At 34.2% G+C, this 24,062-nt stretch carries 26 protein-coding genes; 7 read left to right on the top strand and 19 right to left on the bottom strand.

Annotation, left to right across the window (positions count from 1 at the left end; genetic code table 11):
- Positions 1 to 75 precede the first annotated feature (75 nt).
- The 10 genes from KHA96_RS17305 to KHA96_RS17350 form a co-directional block, all read right to left on the bottom strand.
- Complete coding sequence (locus tag KHA96_RS17305; RefSeq protein ID WP_213130550.1) at positions 76 to 3,171, bottom strand: DEAD/DEAH box helicase family protein; 3,096 nt, start codon at positions 3,169 to 3,171, stop codon at positions 76 to 78.
- Between the two features lie 594 nt (positions 3,172 to 3,765).
- Positions 3,766 to 4,053 carry a helix-turn-helix domain-containing protein gene (locus KHA96_RS17310; RefSeq protein ID WP_213130551.1) on the bottom strand — a complete coding sequence of 96 codons (288 nt, stop codon included), beginning with the start codon at positions 4,051 to 4,053 and terminating at the stop codon, positions 3,766 to 3,768.
- Between the two features lie 199 nt (positions 4,054 to 4,252).
- Positions 4,253 to 4,615, bottom strand: coding sequence for an ankyrin repeat domain-containing protein (locus KHA96_RS17315; RefSeq protein WP_213130552.1), 363 nt, complete (start codon positions 4,613 to 4,615; stop codon positions 4,253 to 4,255).
- Positions 4,616 to 4,672: 57 nt separating this feature from the next.
- Positions 4,673 to 5,371 carry a hypothetical protein gene (locus KHA96_RS17320; protein ID WP_213130553.1) on the bottom strand — a complete coding sequence of 233 codons (699 nt, stop codon included), beginning with the start codon at positions 5,369 to 5,371 and terminating at the stop codon, positions 4,673 to 4,675.
- A 403-nt stretch (positions 5,372 to 5,774) separates the two neighbouring features.
- Entirely contained in the window at positions 5,775 to 6,242 is a 468-nt protein-coding gene (locus KHA96_RS17325; RefSeq protein ID WP_213130554.1) for a DnaD domain protein, read from the bottom strand.
- 293 nt (positions 6,243 to 6,535) lie between these two features.
- Positions 6,536 to 6,676, bottom strand: coding sequence for a hypothetical protein (locus KHA96_RS17330; protein WP_213130555.1), 141 nt, complete (start codon positions 6,674 to 6,676; stop codon positions 6,536 to 6,538).
- 462 nt (positions 6,677 to 7,138) lie between these two features.
- Positions 7,139 to 7,870, bottom strand: coding sequence for a DUF1385 domain-containing protein (locus tag KHA96_RS17335; RefSeq protein WP_213130556.1), 732 nt, complete (start codon positions 7,868 to 7,870; stop codon positions 7,139 to 7,141).
- A gap of 254 nt (positions 7,871 to 8,124) precedes the next feature.
- Positions 8,125 to 8,460, bottom strand: a complete 336-nt coding sequence (locus KHA96_RS17340) for a hypothetical protein (protein ID WP_213130557.1) — start codon at positions 8,458 to 8,460, stop codon at positions 8,125 to 8,127.
- A 24-nt stretch (positions 8,461 to 8,484) separates the two neighbouring features.
- A complete protein-coding gene (locus KHA96_RS17345; RefSeq protein ID WP_213130558.1) occupies positions 8,485 to 8,751 on the bottom strand; it encodes a helix-turn-helix domain-containing protein in 267 nt (88 codons plus the stop codon).
- A gap of 398 nt (positions 8,752 to 9,149) precedes the next feature.
- Positions 9,150 to 9,545 (bottom strand): hypothetical protein, encoded by a 396-nt coding sequence (locus KHA96_RS17350; protein ID WP_249315671.1) that lies wholly within the window; start codon positions 9,543 to 9,545, stop codon positions 9,150 to 9,152.
- Between the two features lie 955 nt (positions 9,546 to 10,500).
- Here KHA96_RS17350 and KHA96_RS17355 point away from each other — a divergent pair.
- Both KHA96_RS17355 and KHA96_RS17360 read left to right on the top strand, forming a co-directional pair.
- Positions 10,501 to 11,010, top strand: coding sequence for a GIY-YIG nuclease family protein (locus tag KHA96_RS17355; protein ID WP_213130559.1), 510 nt, complete (start codon positions 10,501 to 10,503; stop codon positions 11,008 to 11,010).
- 133 nt (positions 11,011 to 11,143) lie between these two features.
- Positions 11,144 to 11,929: a TraX family protein gene (locus tag KHA96_RS17360; RefSeq protein WP_213130560.1), complete on the top strand. Its 786-nt coding sequence runs from the start codon at positions 11,144 to 11,146 to the stop codon at positions 11,927 to 11,929.
- 593 nt (positions 11,930 to 12,522) lie between these two features.
- Here KHA96_RS17360 and KHA96_RS17365 read toward each other — a convergent pair.
- Positions 12,523 to 12,951, bottom strand: coding sequence for a hypothetical protein (locus KHA96_RS17365; RefSeq protein WP_213130561.1), 429 nt, complete (start codon positions 12,949 to 12,951; stop codon positions 12,523 to 12,525).
- A 195-nt stretch (positions 12,952 to 13,146) separates the two neighbouring features.
- Between KHA96_RS17365 and KHA96_RS17370 the strand changes: the two genes are divergently transcribed.
- Positions 13,147 to 13,362, top strand: coding sequence for a hypothetical protein (locus tag KHA96_RS17370; RefSeq protein ID WP_213130562.1), 216 nt, complete (start codon positions 13,147 to 13,149; stop codon positions 13,360 to 13,362).
- 2 nt (positions 13,363 to 13,364) lie between these two features.
- A complete protein-coding gene (locus KHA96_RS17375) occupies positions 13,365 to 13,700 on the top strand; it encodes a YolD-like family protein (RefSeq protein WP_213130563.1) in 336 nt (111 codons plus the stop codon).
- Between the two features lie 429 nt (positions 13,701 to 14,129).
- Here the strand turns inward: KHA96_RS17375 and KHA96_RS17380 are convergent, their stop codons facing one another.
- The gene (locus KHA96_RS17380; RefSeq protein ID WP_213130564.1) at positions 14,130 to 14,606 is read right to left on the bottom strand and encodes a DUF3888 domain-containing protein; all 477 of its coding nucleotides are present in this window, start codon (positions 14,604 to 14,606) and stop codon (positions 14,130 to 14,132) included.
- Between the two features lie 662 nt (positions 14,607 to 15,268).
- Here KHA96_RS17380 and KHA96_RS17385 point away from each other — a divergent pair.
- From KHA96_RS17385 to KHA96_RS23290, 3 genes are all read left to right on the top strand, one after another.
- Positions 15,269 to 16,273: a DUF3231 family protein gene (locus KHA96_RS17385; protein ID WP_213130565.1), complete on the top strand. Its 1,005-nt coding sequence runs from the start codon at positions 15,269 to 15,271 to the stop codon at positions 16,271 to 16,273.
- Between the two features lie 26 nt (positions 16,274 to 16,299).
- Complete coding sequence (locus KHA96_RS17390; RefSeq protein ID WP_213130566.1) at positions 16,300 to 16,755, top strand: hypothetical protein; 456 nt, start codon at positions 16,300 to 16,302, stop codon at positions 16,753 to 16,755.
- 234 nt (positions 16,756 to 16,989) lie between these two features.
- Positions 16,990 to 17,166: an aspartyl-phosphate phosphatase Spo0E family protein gene (locus KHA96_RS23290; RefSeq protein ID WP_213130567.1), complete on the top strand. Its 177-nt coding sequence runs from the start codon at positions 16,990 to 16,992 to the stop codon at positions 17,164 to 17,166.
- A 188-nt stretch (positions 17,167 to 17,354) separates the two neighbouring features.
- Here the strand turns inward: KHA96_RS23290 and KHA96_RS17400 are convergent, their stop codons facing one another.
- The 7 genes from KHA96_RS17400 to KHA96_RS17430 all read right to left on the bottom strand — a co-directional run bounded on the left by KHA96_RS17400 (position 17,355) and on the right by KHA96_RS17430 (position 23,553).
- Positions 17,355 to 17,792 carry a DUF3997 domain-containing protein gene (locus KHA96_RS17400; RefSeq protein WP_213130568.1) on the bottom strand — a complete coding sequence of 146 codons (438 nt, stop codon included), beginning with the start codon at positions 17,790 to 17,792 and terminating at the stop codon, positions 17,355 to 17,357.
- A gap of 222 nt (positions 17,793 to 18,014) precedes the next feature.
- Complete coding sequence (locus KHA96_RS17405) at positions 18,015 to 18,866, bottom strand: aldo/keto reductase (protein ID WP_213130569.1); 852 nt, start codon at positions 18,864 to 18,866, stop codon at positions 18,015 to 18,017.
- Between the two features lie 607 nt (positions 18,867 to 19,473).
- A complete protein-coding gene (locus KHA96_RS17410) occupies positions 19,474 to 20,019 on the bottom strand; it encodes a hypothetical protein (protein ID WP_213130570.1) in 546 nt (181 codons plus the stop codon).
- 372 nt (positions 20,020 to 20,391) lie between these two features.
- Positions 20,392 to 20,730: an NIPSNAP family protein gene (locus KHA96_RS17415; RefSeq protein ID WP_213130571.1), complete on the bottom strand. Its 339-nt coding sequence runs from the start codon at positions 20,728 to 20,730 to the stop codon at positions 20,392 to 20,394.
- Positions 20,731 to 20,751: 21 nt separating this feature from the next.
- Positions 20,752 to 21,519, bottom strand: a complete 768-nt coding sequence (locus KHA96_RS17420; protein WP_213130665.1) for a DeoR/GlpR family DNA-binding transcription regulator — start codon at positions 21,517 to 21,519, stop codon at positions 20,752 to 20,754.
- 656 nt (positions 21,520 to 22,175) lie between these two features.
- Positions 22,176 to 22,982, bottom strand: a complete 807-nt coding sequence (locus KHA96_RS17425) for a phosphotransferase enzyme family protein (RefSeq protein ID WP_213130572.1) — start codon at positions 22,980 to 22,982, stop codon at positions 22,176 to 22,178.
- Between the two features lie 136 nt (positions 22,983 to 23,118).
- Complete coding sequence (locus KHA96_RS17430; protein ID WP_213130573.1) at positions 23,119 to 23,553, bottom strand: hypothetical protein; 435 nt, start codon at positions 23,551 to 23,553, stop codon at positions 23,119 to 23,121.
- Between the last annotated feature and the right edge of the window lie 509 nt (positions 23,554 to 24,062).

Here is a 24,062-nt window from a genome sequence, read left to right on the forward strand (position 1 = left end):
AGTTTATAGGGTTGCCATAAAAAACAGATACATAAAAAAGGAAGCTGCGTTATACAGCCTCCTCCATATCAAGGGCTAAAGAACCTTTTCAACCCTATATTTTTCCTTTAGGTATTCTTGATCTTTAAACCCGACGATAGTGTAAGTCCTTGTTCCTCCCTTTTTATCCTCAAGCAGATTCAAGAGCCGTCTAAATGATTTAACGTCAAATTTTGTTTCCCCCGGCTTCACTCCGTATGCTTTTATCATTTGATCGCTAAATCCCTTCAAATAGTTATCTACTTCCGTTTTAGAAGAAAATTTAAGTTTCCTTCCGTCCTCCCTATACCTTTTCAGTTGAAAGCACACGGTTTCATATAACTTTACCTCGATTGAGTTCTCTTGTGACAATTTGATTCTCTCAACTCTTTCATAATCCCGTTTTTCCTTTATATAGGAATAGGGTTTATCCTTGTTTGCTTTCATATGAGCCTTCATGACATTGCTGACAAATGAGTGGTCATATGCGTTTTGGAAAAAATAGACCAAGTCAATCCTTGCATCACTGCCAAACTCCTTCAGAACTGATTTCCCTCTATCACGGCCATTTAGAAGGTACTCTCTGCGTAAGCTATCGTACCAACCCTTATCATTAGCAATTCTTTGTAAGTTCTCTTTTCGAGTACCAGTAGAATTTATCTTTTGGGATTCTAACTTTGAATCAGCAATTTCCCACTCATCACATACTTGTGAAAATGTGCATCCAAAACTCTTCTCAAGTTCCCGAATCAATGCCTCTGGATGAGTATAATTGAAGTATGTCTGATAGAGAATTAATTCACTTTGAATAATCGGGCTGCATACATGGATTTTTCCTTGCTTATCTGTGAACAATCCTGCTTCTCTCTCCATTTCATCCAATCTGATTCTTGTACGTGTAGGATTTCTCCTCATTCCTTTAATGACTGCAATTGTATTCTCAGCCTTCATGATTTCTTCTTCCAGAAAAGTGTGGTAAAGAAATACTTTGCTCCCTTTTTTTGATTTTGGTGCTTGAAAATAGAGGTTCAAGGAACTGTATTGAATTCGAAAACGATGCGACATCTGAATGATCCTTACAGCATTGTGGTTAAGGGACTCAGCCGAACAAAGTATCCAAGTTTCATCATTCTCATTGTTGTTCACGATCGATATGCCTGATCCAAGTACAGTCGTTGCTAAGATTACTTGAATGTTATCTGGAATTAATCCATAATCAATAAGCATCGACTCTTCATCCGAACGGTATTTCTCTTTCTTGGCAAATATCCCAATGGATGGAATTCCCCTCTTTTTAAGTTCCGCAGCAAACCATTCGATTGCATCGGTTGATTCAATGAATACCAACAGTTTTTTTTCAATGTCACTTTCAACGGCGAGTTGTATTCTATTGAGCATTTTCTCCTCAACTTGCACTGATGTTCCCTCTAAAATGGTATATTTAGCTTCTTTAAACGGATTTTGATGATCCTTCTGATTGATTTTGATAATCAAATCGTAGTCATCGGAACGAAGGTGTTGTGGGGTAGCTGTAACATCCAGGGACACACCGCCTGCATTAAGAATCGCCTTCTCAGCTACAAGGTAGTCCCTTACCGCATCAGGCTTATAGGAAGCATCCGTGGACAAAACGTGTTTCTCATCGGTAATGAGGAGAATTGGTAGGGGTTCATTTACAGAAGTGCCTATCTGTTTATCCATTTTCATATCCACAATGACTGGTGCATGATCAATGGTGGTGAGAAAGCTAGGAGTAGTTTTTACCATGGACTCTCTCTCTTTGACTTCGTATTTGTCGGAACCTGTAATTCTGATAGAAATTCCATCGCTTTCAAAGTCATTTTGAAGGTTGTTGATTAGAGCATTGCGGGGGCAATTGTAGAGGGCAAAACCGTAGGGATGTTTTTGAGGGGTAAGATTACATTTCATTCTCTCATTGTATTCATGGATCATCTTGGTCAATGCGTAGCTCTTTCCGCTTCCAGTTCCAGAAATCAGAATAATTTTCTTCCCTCTGTACTTGAAACCAAATAGAATCTCTTTTAATTCCTCATAGACTTCTTTGTTCTCATAGATCTTCCCATTAATTTCAAATGAAAGGTCTATCCTGATTTCGTGATTTTCCATAAAGGTAAAGAGATTTTCAGTGGCAACGTCATGCTGTTTAAGGATATGGTTTAAAGAACCCACCCCTACATCTTTGTAGTTCTTAAATTCATCCACATCTTGCTTAAATGCTGTTCCTTTCTTGAGGGCATCAGCCAGTTGGATTTTTTGCTGATGTGTTATCTGGCCATCATCCTCTAGGTTGTTCAATACCATGAACAGATAACTAATTTCCCTATAGTTAAGAGAAACCAACTTCTGCGATTTAAAAGCATTCAACAAATTATTGAAGTCAACTTCAGACGTAACCATTTTATTGTTGAAATCTTTGTCAAGCAACCGATAAACCACCTCTTGTTTGCTTATCTTCTTTCGTTCTTTCTCCAGTATCTTTTCTATACGGGAAATTTCATTCAAATATGGGTTTAAGCTGTATATTTCCAGATCTTCATTCACTGTTACAGGTTTTCCCGAAGGAAGAATATTTTTGCTTAGCGTCATACTTTTATCAAATGCAACGCCTATTTTCGCACCTAAATCATCCCGAAATCTTTCCATTACATAGGATGATATTTCGTAACCTACGCACTCTTCAGATACCAACACATAACAGTGGTAATTCTTCTCTGATAGCTTCTTACCACTTGAATAAGACTCTTGAACAAAGTGGCAATAGTCATATATATTCTGTATCACTTTCTCAATTTGGTTCGGAGGGATAGAAGAAATATCATTCAAATTAAAGCAATAGATGTTAGTTTGGTGATTTTGGATAAAATTCCTCAACCTCTTTGATTTTTCCCAAGAACCTACAGAAAGAGGGACACCTCCTGTTAAATAACGCTTAAATTCCTGCCACGTTACACGATTAAATCCCTTTTTCTTTTCATTCACTTCATCTAGGTATTTTTGTATCACTTCAATATTGACTAATGCCTCCTCTTTAGAATCGAACCCGTGTGTAAATGGCTGCATCAGGATTTCAATGCTTTTGAGTGTATTCTTTTTAACATTCTTTCCTACTTCTTTAATTGATTTGGAGTTCATAAAAACTACCTACCTTTCAGTTGTATTGCTATTATTATAGAAGGTCTTAGGTAGGTAAATAAAATATAGTATGTTTGATACTGTTCGAGCTCATTTTAAAGAGAAAGGTAGCAATTTAGGGCATTTTGATATTACCATCACTTGAATAGAGCAACCCCTAAAAACTCTGCTCTTGAGGCAAAAAATCGTATAAAGACTATATAAATACTATTATTTTCGCCCTTTATATCTTTTACATTTCACGGGAGATGTTTATAGGGTTGGGAAAGTCTTCTTTACTGATTTAAAACTCAATCTTTGCATCTTTTACATCATGTACAGGAATTATTTTTTTACATATATGAGTATCTTTTCTCTCCTTATGATTGTTCCTTTTCAAGGCAAAGTTTATACTTAAATCTGGAAAGCGAAAACTTTAATTTTTTCTCCTATATAGGGTTATGTTTCGGTCATCGTGTTTTGACAAAATGCTCAGTTTTTATCCTTCCTGAATACAAAATTGCTTGTGATCAATATATCAAAAAGCCTAAATAGTGGTCATAAAAAAACTCGGCATCCGTTAAAGAAGAAGCCGAATTAAGTAATTTTGCAGTGTTAATCAGAAATCCTTTTTAATGACTCGTGATCCTCGATTATCAATTGCAAGTATTGTAAAATCTTCTCGACAGGCCAATTAAAACCTACCAGGATGTTAATTTGATTTTTTAGGGAAGAGCCCCTATATCCCTTCTCGAGCCTAAACAGATAACTAGGTGATAAATTCGTTTTTGTTGCAAGTTCTTCGAACGTCATTCCTAGCTCCTTTCTTCTCTTACCAACAAAATCGGCAAAATCATTCAATGCCTCCTGTATCTCGTCGATTCTATCCTTTTTATTTTCCATGCAAAATTCCTCCCTTTATAACTGCTAGAGCATTGTCCAGACCTGTTTTTTGAATCTATTTATACTAAGCAAAAGAGAAGAATTAATTACCTTAGAATGAAAGGTTAAGATAAAAAAATGACAACTATCATACGGGGCCCTAATATCAATATCTGTGAAAGGCTTTCTGATTATTTCAACCTCGAAAAATAAGAACTTTTTAAGCAAGATCCCATCGTTTGAGTAATTCTATTAATTCTCTTTGACTTGATCCATACCAGCTACATTCGGCTCTTCTAAAGCAATTAAAATCAACTTTTGCTCCTTTTTGCAATAGAACTTCAGCGACCTCCAGAAAGCCATAATAACAGGCGATCTCTAAAGGACTTCTCCCTACATCATCAACTTTGTTAGGATCAGCACCCAGCTCAATTAGTCTCTTCACAAATTCAATATTATTTTGCCGTACTGCCCACATTAGCGGAGTGCCACCTGCTATTTCATCATTAACATCATTACCTATAAAATATCTCTCAATTTCTGAATGATTATTTTCCCGAAGTAGCTCAAAATATTTATCCATCTCTCTCACCTTCTTTTTTAGTTTTATCAATTCTTTTATTATGCAAAGTTTAAGAACTTATTCTTGCTGCAAGAATCCCTTTAAAAAACTCTCAAACTCCTCAATTTTCACATTAAATAGATCGACAAATAACAATGGTTGCTCTATCCCACCCTCATCCTTTCCTATGTCTGTCCTTTTTCCGATGTCGTTATTCTTAGATGAGTATTGATATTTCACCATCTCTAACAATTGGAAGAATCGCATATCACTATGCTGTTGCCAAATATCGAAAATTAGGTTCAAAATAGTCTTGATTCTCTCCTGATCTCTTCTTTCATTTTCACTTTCTCTATTTTTTTCTCTATTCCTCTCTATAACCTCCATAATTTTTCCTTGCATGATTTTACTTCGTTTTCTATCTTCCTCAATTACAGAACAGGTCTCTCTCAAATCCTTTGAATTCTTTATCTCGTAAATCAAATAATCATCTCCACCCAAAATAATGCCGTCATCCACAAAATCAACATACGGCAAATTAAGGGTCCTCCAAAAATCAGAATTTGGAGCTTCATCATTAATAAAAATATGAAGTTTATATGATTCAATATCTGACGTTACAGCAGTACAATTCCCTTCCCCAGTTTCCAATGCTTTTTCAATTGTCGCCTTCATTCTCTCTAAACCTTCTCTTCTACCAATAATTATGGCCTCGTCGTGATGGTATTTTTGTGGATAAATATGTAATATCGGAAAATTACTCCCTCTTCCATTCATATCTTGTAATTCCTCCCAATTGAATACTATAACTGTCTAACCAAGTACTTTTTATCTCAAGAAACATACGTTTATATCTCTCTTCAATCCAGTCCCCTGCAAAATCATTTTTTACCTCGATGACTAAGGCGTTCCCTCAATCACTACAGAAGATGGAGCAATCCAAGTATCGAAAGATGGTTTTGATATTCTTTGCGAGACTTTTGATAAAACCGCCCGTCATAGTTCCTCACCGTTCATAATCATTGCTCACTTTCATTATGTTTTCATATTCGAATGACATACTCATGCACTCGTTGCATTTAAAAACCAAGTTTCTCATCTTAATAAAGTTGCCGTACAGTTTTCTTGCTCTAACATCACTGCTTCAAGTTCAAAGAATTCTCCATCAAAAAATAAACAATTATTTAAAAAATTGCCTAACAAACACTCCCAAATCTTGATCTGTAGTACTAGAACTTTTTGAGGCAAGTTCTATAGATTTTAAAATTGTACGTTCAATATCATTCAACGATTCTTGTTTTTTTGGCTTGCTATTAATTAATTCTTCATACTCTGCCCATTCTTGGTATTTCCTATGGTTCATTCTTGTAAAATCCAAAGCATTTTTTGTCGTGGAAACCTTGTTCATTAACAAATGGATGGCCAAATTCTCCATAAAGTTCTTTGATAACTTAAAATTCCAATTAAGCAAGATATAATATAGCAAAGCATTTATGACTTCTTCGGTCATACCGTATTCCCTCATGTATTCAACTGCTTCAATTTTTTCTTTGGAAGGACCAAAAACATTTGAATATTTGCCCAAAAGCTCTTCTGGAGTATCATTTTCAAGCTGTTTAACAAGTTCATATTGCTTATCCATTGTCATTTTAAAAAGCTCCTTTATGTTTTCTATGATTTCTTCAAGTAGTTTCTTATCCAATTTCTCTTATTTTATATACCTATAAATAAAATTTTATTTTCCAACATAGCTCTATACCGCTGTTGCAACTCAACGCTATTCTCCGATGTCAGTAGCATCACTATTACCCTCTGGATAACATGTGTGTCTTGATATTCGATCAATGTTTCTTCAAAAACCAACTCCCAATCTTCCTGTGGTTTGTGATCCCGTATTATGTCTTTTTGACTATTGTCAATTCAAATAAAAAAGCCCGCATCCTAAATGGATTGCGAGCCGTATAATTTATTTGCTTTATAGCTATTTTCATTGATACATCTAATCATCTGAGTTCTTCTCCTGCCGCCTATTTCTTGACTAATGGCAAAAAATGATTCATTTCCTTTATATCTTGCTCTCATTCTACCACCAATTCACATTTTAATAAAATAAATGCGATAAAAAATTCCCTTTTTTTCCCTGCAGCAACCATCTAATAGAGGAATGGCATTAACATTTCATTGACTAAGAAACTCAAAAAACGGGTGCTTAACTTCGGCATAATGAAAGCCTGTTTTGTCATCTTATTATTTAGACCATGTCTATTATGCTAGATCCATATCTTCTAATCAAGGAGAAATGTCTTTTAATCATAGGATCCAATCAATCACTTATTTTTGAGATATTATAGGGTTATGTTTCGGTCATCGTGTTTTTCAGTTTTGAAATGGTTCGACATAAGTGAAACTGTAAAGTACCAGGTGAATACTGAATACGGTCTTTATCTTTTCCTTTCACCCCGTTCTTTTTTATAAAGTCCCCTCAGAGGCCTTTATCCGAACTAAATACAGACTCTATTATGTTTTTACGGGGTAAGCACTTCATTATGTATTTGAATACTCTGCCTCTTCCAACTTCTTCATGGCCTCCATTGCCACAAGCAAATGTTTCTCTTCGGGTTTGGAGGTAAAAAGAAGATATTGTGCAGCTTTTCCGATAGCCAATACTGCATCCCAGAGTATTTTCGGTTCAGTTTTCCATAGTTCGAAACCAATGCTACAGGAAATAAAAAACACCCAAGATGCATTGCCAAACACCATCATTAGCAAAAAGAAACAGATGACAATGGAGATCACTAGATTTGTACCACAATCTTTATGTATCCTCGGCTGCTTTTTTACCTTTTCTAGTGTTAGGTGTGGATCTTTCACATAAGCATGGTAGACCATATGCTCCGCTCCGTGAAGTCTTCCCATTTCAGTTGCTTTTATAATTAAGCTGGCTATGACCAGAAACGACAGTACCACCACCAGAGTATTCATATTGATATTATGCAAAAAAGAATCATTTCCTTTTTCATTGAAGAAAAACTCTAAGAGAAACAAAGCTACCACTGTAGCTAAGTATAGCTTCCAATATTCGATGATGATTTCAAAAAACATAGCATAAACACGAATAAAAGGAATTTTGGAAAGTATGTCTGTTATTTTCATATGCTCCTTTTTTTGTCTAATCTCAGTTGTGATTTTTCCATCCTTTAACTTGGATATGGATTCATATTTCTCTCCGGTAAAACTTACAGAGTTAAATCCAGCTCTTCCTCCAAGTATTCTCACATTGCATCTCCCCTAATAGCTATAACAGCAATCATTGTATAAACTATATTTCAGCTTCAATATTCCTTTTTCATTAACCTCTGTCTCCCTCTACCAGTGACTATTGTCAAAAGCAAATAAAAAAGCCCGCACTTCCCTGATTGAAAGAATGCGAGCATTGATCATGGTATGGAATTTTTTTGAATAAATATTTTGGAGTCATCGTTTTTCCCACTTTCCTCTCTGTTATAAATAGTCGGTTGAACTTTGATAAATTAATTGCGATTCTTCAGACGTTGCAATTCATTTAAGAGTATCTGATTTTCAGCACGTAACCTCTTTGTGCTTTCAAATTCTTCTACAGTCGTTATTTTCCTATTTCTTTTAGTTTCATCATGTGAAACTTCTTGCTGAGGGGAAACCAAAATGCTTAGCCCAAGGTCCTCACCATAATCCCACATTTTGACCCACGGATATGTATTAGGCGGCAGATGAAAGACACGTTCTTCCAAAGGCTTAATGACATTCATATCACATTCGGTTCCATGGATTTCGGTAGCAGGGTGTATGCTTATCTCTCTGCCGGTATCATTGTAATACACAAACTTCAATGGCTTCGCCTTCTTTGCAGGGACTTATGTTTCTTCTCCATATTGGGCATTGAATTCATTTAGGTGCTGTTCAAAAGCCTTCCGCTTTCTTGCTTCTTCAAGGGAAATTTTAAAATATTTTTTCGGAATACGCCAACAGCCTCCAGTTTTTACGGCATCTGGGTATTTCCCTTTTTCACTCCAACGTCGTATGGTTTGATCGGATACACCGACAATTTCAGCGGCTTCAAGTGTAGTATAACTCTTCGTATAGTCCTCTTCTTCCCGCATTGGTATGTGTTCTTGAATCATTCGAATACACCTCCTAATCATAGTATATTCAATTCAGTGTTGGGTAAACAACAGCTATTATCAAAGGAAAAATAGACAAAATGGATTATGAAAGGTTGAAGAAAGACAATACGAAAAAAGATGAAATGTATCATTTTCGGGATGGTGTTACAGTTAGGAAACACACTGAATAGAGAGTATATAATCATGCAGATCAGTATGATAGAGTATAACCATTACATATTCAGTGTGTCTCTCCTTTTCTGTCGAGTTCTCCGATTGACAGAATAAAAGTAAATTCTTTAGGCTGTTTTCGCAAAGATTGTTGCTTTCTTGACCATATCCAATAAAGGTTATTAGTGGTTTAAGGAGACGTTCGAGTATGTGGAAAGAAGTAAATGAAGAGTTCAGCGAATAAATTACTCTTCTTTTATATCCAGGTTTGTATAAAAGTTATCGACAATTAGGAAAATATCGGGTTCTGTATGGTAATAGTGGTCATTTATTTGTGTTAAACCGAATGAAAAATCATCTACTCCGTTTTGATAAAGACCAATAGCATAATTAAATCCACTTCTTGCCTCTTGGTTTTCATCAGGAATAAACTTAATGTCTTTTATTTCACTTAGGAAACTTTCTATAGTTTTTTTATCTTCAATTGTCTTTTTGTATCCTGTGTTTCCATCCAATATCACTATTTTAGATACTTTATTTATGTCCCCTTCATAAAATTGGGTTAATGTTTTCGTCTCCAAGCCACATCCAGTTAAAATAACGAAGGAAAAAACAAAAATGAATACAACTAAACGTCTCAATATAAAACATCCCCTTTTATGTTCAGTCTTTTGAGTATCAGTTATAACAATATTAACAGACTATTCAAACATCGGGAATGTATTATTAAAAAAAACAATTTTTGGAAAACAGCCATTCTTTAAAAGTAAAAATTTGGAATCTAAACCACATGTCTACCTAAATAGGGCGTGAATGAAAATACTTGCCCTTCCCCCTCATCATTAGGCATTTATAGAGTGTTGCAACGAGTTCATCACTCTTTAACCTATATAGATAGACAAATCTACTAATAAATTGCTCCAAGTACACCCTAATTTTGTAGACATATATCCTTTTACCCTAAAAAGGTAGACATATAGTTGAGAAACACATAAATACCTTCCTCTCCAGACCCTAAGTAAGTAGACATATGACCATATCTCTTATTCTTAACCGCCCCAATTCCCCCAAAATACCTGTCCCTCTTTCCACTCCCGATGACCAGGGGATTAACAGCAAACACTTTTCTAACAAAGGAAATAAAATATAGAGCTACTCAATATAGCTACCTAAATAAGCTGTAATTAATATACTCGCCCGTCACAGCACGATATCATTAATCATTTTCAGCATATCTCCAACCAATCATCACTCTTAGCCATTTATTTGGAGAAACTATATACAGAAACCCTCTTTTTGTTTATTACTTCTGTTCCATTATTAGGGATTAATGGTACTATATTACTATTATGTAATTACTTTATGAAAAAAAGAACTAAAAAGTTGTCCATTGACTTTAATGATTTGAGGAATGAAATTCAGTTGTTTTATATAAACATTGATGGTATCTAACCCGAAAAACGAAGAAAAAGCTAGAAATGAATGCATTGAAATCCTTAATAATCTAGTTATTGATAAGTCAAAATCAGATGTTCAGAAGCTATTGAACGATATCAATAAGGTATTATAAAAAACAATCTACTACGGGAGCAAAATATGGAAATCAGAACAATAAAATTAATCCAAATTGATTGGCAAGGTCCATTTTCTTTAGATGAATTAAACCAATTAAACGATATTTACCATGACTACGGCATCTATCAAATATACGGAAAACATACCGTTTACGGAAAAGATGTCTTGCTTTACATAGGAAAGGCAGATCAACAAACGATCGGCAAGCGAGTATCGCAAGAAAACTGGTGGGATACAAATGATTCGGGGCATCTCAAAATCTATGCAGGACGACTAGCAGGAGAAAGCACTCCTGAAGAAGATATGTGGTCGAAAGAGATTGAGCTGGCCGAGAAACTATTGATTAACGTACACAAGCCTGCATATAATTCTAAAAGTCTTAGTTCTATTCCTGATTTTGAATTACAAGATATCCATATATTAAATTGGGGAGATTATCGGGATTTGCTTCCCGAAGTTTCGGGGCTACGATGGACAAGCAAATTAGACCATGTTGAATATGACACATATAGGATTGTTGTTACAGAGTAGTATGATACCAAGGCATTCCTATTAAGTGTTGTTCCTAACCATATAAAAAAGGATAAAAGATAAATTCCAAAGGTTAGAAGTGTCCTTCAATTGACACTTTTATCCTTTCAACAATAAATTTGGAGATCTTCATATGACGACTACTTTCCTTAAATTAATAGCTGTAGCATCTATGCTTATAGATCATACAGGACATTTCATCCCTAATACCCCGGAATATTTAAGGTATATTGGTAGATTAGCTGCTCCCATCTTTATCTATTTTGTTGGAATCGGGTACAGAAAAACTTCCGACAAAAAGAAATACTTGTTGCGTTTATATGTTGCATCTGTTGTGATGGCCTTTATTAATTTAATCATTAATCATTTTTATATTGATTCAGGGGACATTATTGCAAACAATTTCTTTTCAACATTATTTTTAATTGTGTTGTCTATTCACATTGTAGAAAAAAAACAAGCAAAACTTTTTGTGTATTTTATTTTATGGCAACTAACTAGCACCTTTCTATTAGTGCTTTTGGACCTAGAGTATATAGTTATAGTTAAGCAACATATATACGCAACTTCTCTTTTTTTGGCCACTATTTCGGGAAATATCTTTGTTGCCGAAGGTGGATTTTTCTTGGTCATGTTCGGTGTGTTGCTTTATTACAGCAATAATAAAATACGGCTTACTATAGCGTATAGCCTGTTTACTATATTCCTGTCTATTGGTACCAAAATGTGGGCATGGCAGTGGGATAATCCCTTATCAAAGTTTTTTCCATTTGCTGATTACCAATGGATGATGATTGGTGCTTTACCTCTATTATTGCTTTACAATGGAAAAAGGGGTGTTGGATTAAAATACTTCTTTTATTTTTTCTACCCTATTCATATTATTATTCTTTATTTTATTGGAGAAAGTCTTCGCTAACTTTGTTCTCAATATATATTTTTCAAAAAACACCTGCTGAGTAGGTGTTTTTCTCAACCATAATGAAGACTACCACTTGTTTAAACCATCTCAAAGGCTTTTTGGCCAGATTCTAGTTAATTAAGTATGTTTTTTCGATCTCACTTCTTAACTATTTACTAAGCAATTTTCGTGGCTAATATCAGTATTTGCAAAACCATCCTATTTAAGAAACTGGTGCCTTAATCATTCTTATTACTAGCACTCTATGTATGCCATAGCCTTTAGGATAAATCCAAATGTGCTAATCAAGGGTCTTTGCTTTATAAACTTTAATCCCTTAACTATTTTTGAAGTATTATAGGGTTATGTTTCGGTCATCGTGTTTTTTCAGAGTTATAGAATTGTAAAGTACTGTACGAGTACCGAATACGGTCTTTATCTTTTTCCATCATATTAAATTTTTTCATTCGGTCTCCATAGAGGTCTTTATCGGGTTCCAAAACAGACTGAATGAAGAAACTTTGATTTTTTTTAGCAAAAGGAAGAATTATATGTAAAAAACAAATTCATTACTAGACTTTGTATAATGGAGACAGTAAAACATACGTAATTTACTCGATTCTATTCTCTTCCTCATTTTCATGCCACTCAAAAATATCGTTTTCAAAGTTATGTTCCACCACATGCCATGTAGGAACGTCAGGTATCCAATCATATATAGCTACTAAGTTGTTTTGTCTAAGTTCTTCAACTTTTTGCTCAACATAATCCTCTTCAACAAAAAACTCACAAGTACCCGAGGCATAAAAAAACCCATCTCGATAAAAACTAAACTTTATCTCTACAAAATAAATACTATCGCCCTGATCACCTGAAAATTCCCTAATTGTGTACTCATATTTCCTTTCTTCATTTTTTAATGAATTTATCCGATATTCTATTGGTGTTTCCCATTTTCGTAAGGGAATAGGTCGTTGCTCCGTTATAATCGCTTCAGCTTCTTTGTAAATTTCTCCATAGGTTCCACCCTTTAATCCCAAAACCCACTTATCTCCCGCTTGATAAATTTGCGATTTTCTCTCCTCCGTCTTTCAAATTATTAAAAAATATTCTCGTTTACTCCGTTACTACGACTCTTCGACATATTGTGCAAAATACCTTCCTTTATTTTTCAGTTGCATAACAAACACACGTTCGCATATAATAAATAAAAACATTTGTTCGGAGTGATTGTTATGAAAGGTATCATCAACCGTGCATCAGGAACGGAACAAAAACTTGAGTTAATTTATATTAACAACGACAACCAAATATCACATCGTGTCATTAAAGTTCTGGCGGTTACTGATCATATGGTAAAAGCCTATTGCTACACTAAACGACAATTTCGTTCATTCAAAGTAGAAAATATCCTATCTGTTCGCATTTTTGGACAAAAGAGAGGTGCTTAATAATGGATTTAAAAGACAGGGGAATGAAGAAGTGGCATGGTTTCTTTATGCCAGAGCATGTTTCATCCCTAAAAGAGATGAGGCACAATGATGAAAAAGTAAAGAAGCCTGTACTCGACGAAAATCAGTTGCAAGAAATAGATGAAACACTGCATGTTGCAATTGAAATTAATTCGCCCATTATTATAACTCTTTGGATAGATGGATTTTTCAATAAAAAAGAAGGGTTCCTTCATCATATTCATAACTTAGATCGATACGTGCGAATCGTTGACAACCTTGGGAATGCTAGTAAGATTGATTTCGAAAACATTATAAAAGTGGAAATTGCAGATTGAACAGCTTTTATCTTAGAAAGGTGAATACTAAATGATGAAATGTATCAATTTTGGGATGATGTTACAGTTAGGAAACTAACCAACCGGAAAGGATCGGAAACTCATCTATAGATTGAAAAAATGAGATAAAAGTCCATATTGGACAAGAAATTAAGGACATATTGTACAATGGTAAAAAGATTGATACTGATACCAATCAAACGTTTGATTAATAAAAAAGAACCGTGAAGGACGTATCTTTAATACGCCTTCCGATTCATTCCGAACCATGACACAATTATCGTATCTCCCCTGTTCCTACGATTGCAAGTATAGATACTAAACAGTAGATATCGACTTTTTATCAGCAGCAATTCTTTATAAAGACCCGATCCCCAGTTACTTTAGGTTAAAATCCTTTATAATTTCCATATAGTGAAAAACTCACGTTTATTCTAATGGCTTCTTAATGATATGTTTCCACTTTAGTGGTAATTCATATGTTTTTAGTTGTTTAAATCCTTCAAAGAAAACACTATTTTCACCTGACCCTGATATCGGTCCTTTTACTCTAAAGGTTATTTGGGCATCCATAACAGGTACATTTCCCCCTACAAAACCTGTTGCTTCAATAGTTATCATGAATTCAAAGTTATTAAAATTACCTACTCTTTTTATTCTTACAATACGAATTAGTGAAGGTGAGGTGTTTAAAGTTTCTGTTAAGGAGTCTTTAGATTGATAGTGGCTATTAAGGGCTTCGTAAACATACGGACTGATGAATCGCACCATTACATCGTGATACATTTCATTTTTAATCTGTTGATGCTGTACAGACTGGACATTAGTTTGATTTATGCTTTTTTCATTAACTATTTCGTTTCTTATAAAGGAAAAAAGAAAACAAAGTATCATTAATCTCTTCATAAAAGAACCCCTTCTTATTTAGACTACGAATAGTTTGTGTAAAAAGGAGATAAAAATAATGATAACAACTGAAAACGGACAGGGCATCCCACGAATCCAGTATCTACAAGGGATTGGTGAAGTATTGGATAAAAAAAAGAACTGAATCACTATTGGATCCAGCCTATAAGACTGCTAGCCAGCTACTTTTCCCGTTCCCTTTGCTGTTTGGAAATACACTATTTAACAGTGTGTACTGACTTTTAGAAGAAAGAAGAGGATTTAGCAGGGATACACCCATAATACAGACCCTCTTTTCCTCACTATGAAGGTAAGACCCTATTTATATATTCCTGCCAGTAGTCTTCAAACGTTTGATTAACAACAAAACCGAGAAGGACGTGCCATAGGTACGCTTCTCCTTTTGAGCCATTACATAATTATTGTGTCTATATAATCCTTCCGGCTGCTTAGATACCAACTTATTTAAACAACAGATATTGAGGGAATGAGAATTTAGTAAGGAGACAATTGTAAGAAAAAGACTTTACTCCTTATTGAAGTAAAGCACCCGTTTGTTTAAGTGAAGTTGTTCGCAATCAGATTTGTTGTCGAGTAAAATAACATCTATAAAATTCATATCACTTACTAAGTTGGGAAACACTATCCAGGAGGTGATAAATATGGATGAGAATAAATTAAAACTTACATCTTCCGAAATAGGAACACTTTGGGGAGAGTATGTGAACGGCACTGCGACAGATATGGTAAATAAATATATGGTTTCTATTATTGAAGACGAGTTAATAAAAGCTATATTTGAGGAAGCTATTATTACATTTGAAAAACAAAAAAAACAAATCGTAACCTTTATGGAAAACGAGGGATTTCCAGTTCCAATTGGATTTACTGATTCTGATCTCTTTAAAGATAAACCGAGATTATTCACAGATATATTTTGCCTGAATTATTTACATATCATGACCTTACATGGTTTGCTAGGACACAGCACTGCATTAGCCGTTTCTGTTAGAAAAGACTTAAGAGATTTTTACGATTCATGTGATAATGATGCGAAAAAGATGTATCATCAAACCATTGAGTTATTGCTTGAGAAAGGAAACTTTCAAAGAGACCCTTTATTTTACCCAGCTAAAAACCCTGAATATATTTCCAGCCAAGATTTCACAGATGGATTATTTGGAAAGGGTAGAACATTATCAGCGACAGAAATCATTAGTATTTCTCTCAACCTTAAAAAGAGCATTATGGCTAAAACCCTTTCTATCGCATTCAGTCAAGTTGCTCAAACAAAAGAAGTAAGGAAATTTTTAACCGATACTGAGAAAACGTCTGATGGTCAAATAAAGACATTATCAAAAATATTGCAAGCAGATAATTTACCAGTTCCAAAATCTTGGGAAACAGAAGTGACAATTTCAACTGACTCCCCTTTTTCCGATAAGTTAATGATGTATCATATTGGTTTCTTGTTCCAAGCAGCACAAAACTATCACGGTGCAGGATTAGCATCAGCTATGCGAACAGACCTCGTAACTGCTTATGAAGGGACCATTCTACAAAATCTAATGGTTATAAAAAAGTGGTATAACATAATGGTTAAAAATAAATGGTTAGAACAGCCTCCACTTGCTCCTAATAGAAACGAAATTGCAAAAGAAGAATAGTAAAAACAATTGCTTGGTTGTGATCAATGGATAAAAATATAATTGAAAAACTAATGTGGAGCATCGCCCTTCCTGGGTTTGGACAGTTTTTAAACGGGAAATATTTTAAAGGTATAGTTTTATTGATCCTTGAATTTATTATTAATATACAAGCAAATTTCAATCAGATTATAATTATGAGTTTTCATGGGCAAATTGATGATGCAATAAAACATGCGGATTATCAGTGGTTGATGTTTTATCCTTGTTTATACTTTTTTTCAATATGGGATGCAGTTAAAGATGCAGGTGGAGGGAAAGACCCTATTTCTTTCCTTCCGTATGTTTTAACAGCATTTTTTGTGACAGTTGGTTTGATTTTTTCATCAAACCTAGTGATATTTGGAGTATTATTGGGTCCTATTTGGCTTCCAATGTTGTTTGTTTTTCCAGGGGTAGCATTCGGAATAATTATTAAGAAAATCATTAATAACAAGTTTTGAAAACCATCCCCTAATAAAAAAGGATGGTTTTTGTTTATTTCACTAAACTGCTCAATCAACTGTGCTTCATTCGCCTTTTGTAAAAGGTAGTTATTTTTTACATATTTTTTCTCATACTTTATATCTTCTTTTGACTTATTTTGTCGAAGGTCTTTTATTTAAGTAAAGAATTTTGCATAATAGAGTTTGTGTTTGTTTTAAGTAAAGCGTTAAATTAATAAAGAGGTGTAAAAATTGTTACAAGAAAGTACACAACTTAATAGGGAATCTCTTATTTTATCAATAGTCCAAAAAAGGGATGAAATGATCCGTCTTGCTACGTTAAATGGTATGTTAAACAGTAAGACGATTAAATGTAGTCAAGAACTCGATAGATTATTAAATGCTTTTAAAAAGTTTCAAATTCATTAATTTACTTAGAGGTGTCCTACGTCAGCAAGCAAATTTATTACAATAGTGACACCATTTTTTCTCACCTCAAAATTCTAAATAGCAATTTGCTTTTTACTCATTTCAACACCGCCTTTATGACAGTATTTCACCATAAAAACCCCTTCTCCTTATTGAAGTAATCTGCCCGTTAGCACAATTAAATAGAGCTATTTTATATCCCCGACCTTCTTCAAAACTACATCTTCAGATATATCCAATTCAACCTTTTTTTCTCTAAAATCTTTTTCATCCAAAGAACCAAATACTTCTCCAGTGTTAAAGTTTAATATCCAAAAATGAATGTCATCCTTATTAGGTATTTGATAACCATTCTTGCTATCGGAGTCTTCTTTTAATCCAAGTTGCTTTGCAAGGATATAATTATCATCCCATACCAATTCTGTAACTTTCGTGGGAATGATGTCTCTTCCCCAACTTGTCTCACTCTCTTTAGGTGCAATTGTAACCTGATGTGCTGATGTTCTTATTACAGAGTAACCCCCAGGGAGGTCAACACTATAATCTGCCAAACCTTCACAGCCTGTTAATATCAGTGAAGGTACTACAAGTAATAACAAATAATAGAACTTTTGTGTTTTAAACATTAGCCTCCCCCCATTTCCTATTTTAAGTAACCTGCCCGATAGCTTATTAACTTAACAAAAAAAGCCTTAATCCTTCTTAGATTAAACGCACCCGTTTATTCACAATTTGAAATTGGTAACACGCTATCATATTGTTTATAAAAGATAAAAGCCGATGTCCCTGAAAGGAAATCGACTTTTTCTTGATGAATAGTTCTTAATACCTTATTTGACGGCAATATGTTAAATATTAAGTTTACGGGTACCAATCCATTTCACCATTTCAGGATCTCTATGTGAAAAGAACAAGCTATCTTTTGTGTCTAGCGTAAGGATCTTCTCCATATCATCTTGGCTTAACTCGAAGTTAAAGATATTAATATTTTCAATTATTCTTTCCTTACGAACAGACTTTGGAATTGCAACGACTCCTCTTTGTATCAACCAACGTAAAATCACTTGGGCAACAGATTTATTATGTTTTTCGGCTATTGATACTAAAATTTCGTTCTGGAACATATTATTCTTTCCTTCGGCAAATGGTCCCCAGGACTCTATCTGCACATTGTTTTCTTTCATAAATTTAGAACTTTCGATTTGCTGATTGAAAGGATGCGTTTCAACCTGGTTAACAGCAGGAATTACTTCATTGTGAATGATTAAATCAATTAAGCGGTCTGGATGGAAATTACTTACTCCAATAGCCTTAATTCTCCCCTCACGGTTCAATTCTTCCATTGCACGCCAAGAACCGTATACATCGCCAAATGGCTGATGAATTAAATACAAATCCAAATAATCCAATTGCAGTCTTTCCAGTGATTTTGCGAATGCTTTCTTTGTGCTATCATAACCAGCATCCTGCACCCAGAGTTTTGTAGTGATAAACAATTCCTCTCTTGCTACACCACTCCTTTTAATTGCTCTGCCGACTGATTCTTCATTTAGATAAGACGCAGCGGTATCAATCAGACGATAGCCTGCCATAAGAGCTTCGTAAACAGCTTGTTCACATTCTTTTGGATCATTCATTTGAAAAACACCAAAGCCTAGTATGGGCATCTCAACACCATTGTTTAAAATTACTTTGTGCATACAAAATCCTCCTATTTGCATATTAATCTTCACTTCTTTGTGATAGTAAAGAGAGGTAGAACGGCGTATACTTATTATCCTTCAAACAAAAACGATACCGTTATCAAGTTTGTCTTAAATCATTGCCTAATCCTCTTAATACAATTTATAAATCGTATCAATATAAAGCAAGATTAAACTAACCCTTAACATGGATGGCTGTTGTCAAAAGAAAGAATGGACAAACGGATGATTAAAAGTTGAAGCAAAGAAGAAACGAAAAGAAATGAAATGTATCATTCTTGGAATAATGTTACAGTGAGGAATAACACTGAATAGAGATGGGAAATCCTGTGAATTTATGTGGTGGGGAAAATAATTAACACCCTTATTGGGCAAGGGATTGGCGGCTTATTGAACAAAAAAAGAATGGAAACAAAAACTAATCAAACGTTTGATTAACAAAAAAGAACCAAGAAAGACGTGCCATTGGTACGCATCCCGATTCTTTTGGAGCGATTTTGTCTCTCCACATTTCCTTCGTTCTTCTCTCCCCTTTTTTCCTTTCAGGTACCAACTAAGTTACAGGGAGATACTATGATGGTAGAAAAGAGTTACTCGTTTTTATCTAACTTTTTTTCATCCTTACAAACCATTCTTTGAATGAAAGTCTACTATTATCTGGAATATTTTTTTGATCCCCAATCAAAACAATTTGTTCTTTTTTTTCTGAATCCCATTCTGCTACAAATGATTTGTTCGGGTCATAAAATGGGTCTCTTAACTCTTCCTGAAATTCGGCAATTTTATCAGACGTAATCGGTTTGTTAAAAGTACTGAATTCTTTAGATCCGTCTCTTCGAGCAAGCTCGTAACAGCCGTACCCCTGGTAAGTTACCTCTTCTAATAGATAATTGCCGTTTTCATCCTTTATAGGGGTTCCATTCTCCTCCAATCCCTCAATTATTAAGTAATTAGCCTCACCAATTTCAACCTCTTTGGGAATATCTTTTATAGAGGGAGACTCATTCTTCTCTCTAATTATTGTAACTTCATGAAAATATCCACATCTGAAGCATTGTTCATCTCTCTCAACGACAATCGTGGGGTTATAATTAACCATCATAACGCCAGCACAATCTGGACATTCTTGATGTTCCGAAACTCTTTCCATACTACCACATCCTTTCTTATTTAATTCATGACATATCTGGTTTTATAGCGTTATTTTACTAGAAATCATGGTGCTATTTAAAGATTAAAAAAGAAATATCCCTATTGAACAAAAGATTGAAGTAATATTGAGCAAAAGAAAAAGACTGGAACCGTATTGGATTCAGCCTGAAATTGTATTGATTTTGGAGGGTAAAACCGATTGGGGAATGATTGATAACACCCCCAAATCGGATTGAATACCTTCGTTTTTCTCTCCCCTTTTCCCCTCTTGGTATCAACTTAGTTACAGTAGGGGAGAACAAACTTCCAAAGGTATCGACAAAGTTACAGGGGGATACCTTTATCTTAAATAAGGTGTTCATCAATACATTTATTTTACTGTTGACTTTAACTCCTCATTTCTTACCTCCAAAATATATTTTTTAAACACGTTATCTCTACCGCCATTTTTTTCATACCATTTATTTATTCGATTAAGATACTCTTTATCACTTCTAACATTGGCTTCAATCTCTCTATACTTCTCAAAACTATCATACTCCCAAATGGCGAATACTTCAGTGGTTATTTCATCATTAGGTATCATCCATCTACCTATTAATCGTGCACCATACTTAATTTGATTGGGTAAATTTGTTTCATTAAAATGTTTATTAAATATTTCAATAAATTCATTTTTTACAATGTAAAACTTCCTTCTATAAAACATATCTCTCGCTTCCCCTCTATTTTAATTATTTTTTGCTACAAGAATTTCAACACCTTGGTTTTTTACCATATTAATATCTTCTATCTTTGTTTCATTATCTGTGATTATTATGTTTAATCCATTGACTGGATAAAAATTTGAGAACATATCGTCTCCAAATTTAAAATGCTCTATCAAAGCAATAATCTTTCTTGAATTATTAAATACTGTTTTATGAAAAATCGAAACTTCTGGTGTAGCAGTACTTAATCCTTTTAATGATAGTGCCCCAGCAGTTGCAAAACATAAATCAAATGTAAATTGCCGAGCGAATGCATTAGCTAAAGCATCTGTAATATTCCCTGAACTCTTTACAAATCCTCCAATTAAATATACTTGTATATTTCCTAAATCCCTTAGATAGTAAGCAATTTCAACAGAATTAGTAACGACGGTATATGAAATATCTTTCGGAAGATATTTCATCATTACAAAGTGAATAGCAGCTCCCCCAATAAAAACAGTTTGGTTTTCTTTTATATAAGTGACTGCTAACTTAGCAATATCATTTTGATAAACGCTTCCTTCTCCATAGCGTATTGAACGAGGTTGAGCCATATTTCTAACTTTGGTAATAGGAATAGCTCCTCCGTGAGTTCTCTTTAAAAGACCTTGTTCTTCCATAATAGATAAATCTCGTCTAATCGAATCAATTGACATTTCAAATTTACTTGCTAGATCCTTTGCCCACACACGACCGTTTTCTTCCAACAACTTTGATATTTCTTGCCTTCTTTCGTCTGAAAACAAATTCATCACCTCAGAATATGGTTAATGGTAGCATTTCCCATATTATTGCACGTTTATTCTGTTATTGTCAATTTCTCGTTCGCTTTTATTCTTTTTTATTAATGTTTATTAATGTTTTAAGCTGCTAAATAATGTATCCAAGATAAAAGGACCCCCAGGTCCTTTTTTGGCACAGCTTGTTCAATTAAACTTCATATAGTGCAGATAATACACCTATTGTATAGATTTGAATTATTGAAATGTAAATTTTAGGTTGGTGTTACAGTTAGGAAACATACTGAATAGAGAGTAGAAATCATGCAGATTAATATGATGGAGAAGAGCAAACGGATCCCTTCTGGGACATGGGATTGAGGAGGATATTGGATAAATTAAACAAACGTTTGATTAATAAAAGACCGAAGGAATACCGGAACTGAACCGGGAAAAACCTTCGGAACGTGGAAACTTATATTTTTCTAAGGAACGTAAATTTTTATAGAGACACATTTGCCTAAAGTCCATTTTTTCATCCCCTTCTAACAATCTTATATAAGTTCTGCCAGATGGTGCTTGTGGTAGAAAGGTTTAAAGGAAAAGTTAACTTGTCTATATTAACACAGAAAGTAATTTATCTTTATTATTTAAAGCAAACTTTAATATTTTCCACATATCTTCTACTGCTTCCTCTCCATAACTTGGCATGTACATAAGCTGCATAAATACTGCTCCATCAAAAATGAATTCTTTTTCTTTATACTCATTTCCATACCTGAAAAATATCCTTCAAAAAAAGCACGTGCATTCTCAATATTAAAAGCAAGTTCTCCACTATCCTTATACCTAATAAATTGAGTAATTAACGGATATCCAACGTCTATTAAAGTTGATCCGTTCCCAGCGTCATCTAAATCAATAAAAATCACCTTACCTTCGGACGTCTTTATTGCATTATGAGGGCCAATATCAGTATGAATGAATGATTGGCGTAAAGAGTTGAAATTAGGCAGGGATTTTATTATTTGATCGTATTCTTTTTTAAACGAATATTTATGGAACCTTCTATACATGTTTTCAATTCTTTCTTCAACATTTAAACCTGACTGAGTAGGATAATTATGTATTTTGTGAAGTAATGCTGAAACCTGCCCCAGTGCAAATTCATCTTCGCTATTTTCTTGCAGTTGTTCGCCATGTATATACTCCATAATATACATATACCTAGAGTTGTGTTTCTTATATAATGCACCATCATTAGCCATCAAGATATTTGGCGAAAGTCTATATTGACTTGCTCCCAAATAGGATAAAGTATTAGTATATTGAGTTATTTGTTGATCGCTTAATGACGGGTCAAAAGATTTTAAAACGAACCACCCTTCTTTAGAATTGATTATCTTAACAATTCTGTTGCCTTTGGCTTTTATATCATGAATGGTAGAAACATTTTTTAATCCCCAAAACTCTTCAATAAAATAATTCATTAATATCCTCCCATTCAATCAATTGCCAATCCTCCTCGCAACCAGGGTACCGCCAGAGAATTTTTCAATTTCGAAATACTGTCATGTTGAATTAATGCACCCTTACTTTAAGTACAATTCTTCACATTCTTTTTATTTAGGTAGTCTTAATCGTTTTATCATCATTTGTCATCATTCCAAAGAAATTTAGAGTTGCTATATAAAACGGATAGACTATCAATACTCCTATTGCTAAAAGTCCAGTAACAGGATTGGGAACATCCCCACCATATGTTATCGGAAATAAAGATGCAAATACATAAACAAAAAGAATAAAATAGGCTACCCAAAGGATGGCTGTCCAAAAGTTTGACTTTCGACTCCCCAGCCACTTTTTTGTTAAGAAGAGGAGTAGCATTGTACCACCTATAATTTCAACAATTAGCGTTACGACAGTCAAAATATTTACCGTATCAATTTCCCAATTTGTTACTCTGCTAATTCTATACACATTTATCATAAGTTCCAGAGGAACAAATACCATAAAAGCGTATAAAATACTAACAACATTCAACTTCAAGAAATATTTCATTAAATAAGCCCCCAAGAATAAATACCTCTTATTCAACTCTTCTGCCCGTTAGCTTAATAATTTCAACAAAAAAAGCGTTAATCCTTCTTTGATTAACGCCACCCGTTAACGGAACTATAACGATAGGCTTTGAAAAAGCGTAATGGTTATAACTAATGCAGATAAAGTTCCCGCAGACAGTAATGTTATCATTTTCCGCCAGTTTATCTCTTTTGAAGGTTTCACAGCCTCTCGAGACACCGTAATCCATATAGCCATAGATACTATAACTAAGAAGAAAATAACTTCTTTAGACACATTTGACACCTCCATAATTTATATTAATACCTTGTATACGAATTCAGAAAAATTAAAGTTTCACTTTTAAAGGAATCTGCCCGTTAGCCATCCATGAAGCAGAAACCACTGCTTCACCACAGAGAATGAAAATATATTGGTATGACCATACTGTTTATTAATCCAGTCAACCAATCAATAGATCAATATCTGTAGCTCCCTCATTTTTAACA

It is taken from the genome of Bacillus sp. FJAT-49711 (genome assembly GCF_018343715.1).
GTDB lineage: Bacteria > Bacillota > Bacilli > Bacillales > Bacillaceae_C > Lederbergia.

Coding starts and splice junctions, on each gene's coding strand:
- KHA96_RS17305 (WP_213130550.1), bottom strand. CDS start 3,171: ATGAACTCCAAATCAATTAAAGAAGTAGGAAAGAATGTTAAAAAGAAT.
- KHA96_RS17310 (WP_213130551.1), bottom strand. CDS start 4,053: ATGGAAAATAAAAAGGATAGAATCGACGAGATACAGGAGGCATTGAAT.
- KHA96_RS17315 (WP_213130552.1), bottom strand. CDS start 4,615: ATGGATAAATATTTTGAGCTACTTCGGGAAAATAATCATTCAGAAATT.
- KHA96_RS17320 (WP_213130553.1), bottom strand. CDS start 5,371: ATGAATGGAAGAGGGAGTAATTTTCCGATATTACATATTTATCCACAA.
- KHA96_RS17325 (WP_213130554.1), bottom strand. CDS start 6,242: ATGACAATGGATAAGCAATATGAACTTGTTAAACAGCTTGAAAATGAT.
- KHA96_RS17330 (WP_213130555.1), bottom strand. CDS start 6,676: ATGAGAGCAAGATATAAAGGAAATGAATCATTTTTTGCCATTAGTCAA.
- KHA96_RS17345 (WP_213130558.1), bottom strand. CDS start 8,751: ATGATTCAAGAACACATACCAATGCGGGAAGAAGAGGACTATACGAAG.
- KHA96_RS17355 (WP_213130559.1), top strand. CDS start 10,501: ATGGAAATCAGAACAATAAAATTAATCCAAATTGATTGGCAAGGTCCA.
- KHA96_RS17360 (WP_213130560.1), top strand. CDS start 11,144: ATGACGACTACTTTCCTTAAATTAATAGCTGTAGCATCTATGCTTATA.
- KHA96_RS17370 (WP_213130562.1), top strand. CDS start 13,147: ATGAAAGGTATCATCAACCGTGCATCAGGAACGGAACAAAAACTTGAG.
- KHA96_RS17375 (WP_213130563.1), top strand. CDS start 13,365: ATGGATTTAAAAGACAGGGGAATGAAGAAGTGGCATGGTTTCTTTATG.
- KHA96_RS17380 (WP_213130564.1), bottom strand. CDS start 14,606: ATGAAGAGATTAATGATACTTTGTTTTCTTTTTTCCTTTATAAGAAAC.
- KHA96_RS17385 (WP_213130565.1), top strand. CDS start 15,269: ATGGATGAGAATAAATTAAAACTTACATCTTCCGAAATAGGAACACTT.
- KHA96_RS17390 (WP_213130566.1), top strand. CDS start 16,300: ATGGATAAAAATATAATTGAAAAACTAATGTGGAGCATCGCCCTTCCT.
- KHA96_RS17400 (WP_213130568.1), bottom strand. CDS start 17,792: ATGTTTAAAACACAAAAGTTCTATTATTTGTTATTACTTGTAGTACCT.
- KHA96_RS17405 (WP_213130569.1), bottom strand. CDS start 18,866: ATGCACAAAGTAATTTTAAACAATGGTGTTGAGATGCCCATACTAGGC.
- KHA96_RS17410 (WP_213130570.1), bottom strand. CDS start 20,019: ATGGAAAGAGTTTCGGAACATCAAGAATGTCCAGATTGTGCTGGCGTT.
- KHA96_RS17415 (WP_213130571.1), bottom strand. CDS start 20,730: ATGTTTTATAGAAGGAAGTTTTACATTGTAAAAAATGAATTTATTGAA.
- KHA96_RS17425 (WP_213130572.1), bottom strand. CDS start 22,982: ATGAATTATTTTATTGAAGAGTTTTGGGGATTAAAAAATGTTTCTACC.
- KHA96_RS17430 (WP_213130573.1), bottom strand. CDS start 23,553: ATGAAATATTTCTTGAAGTTGAATGTTGTTAGTATTTTATACGCTTTT.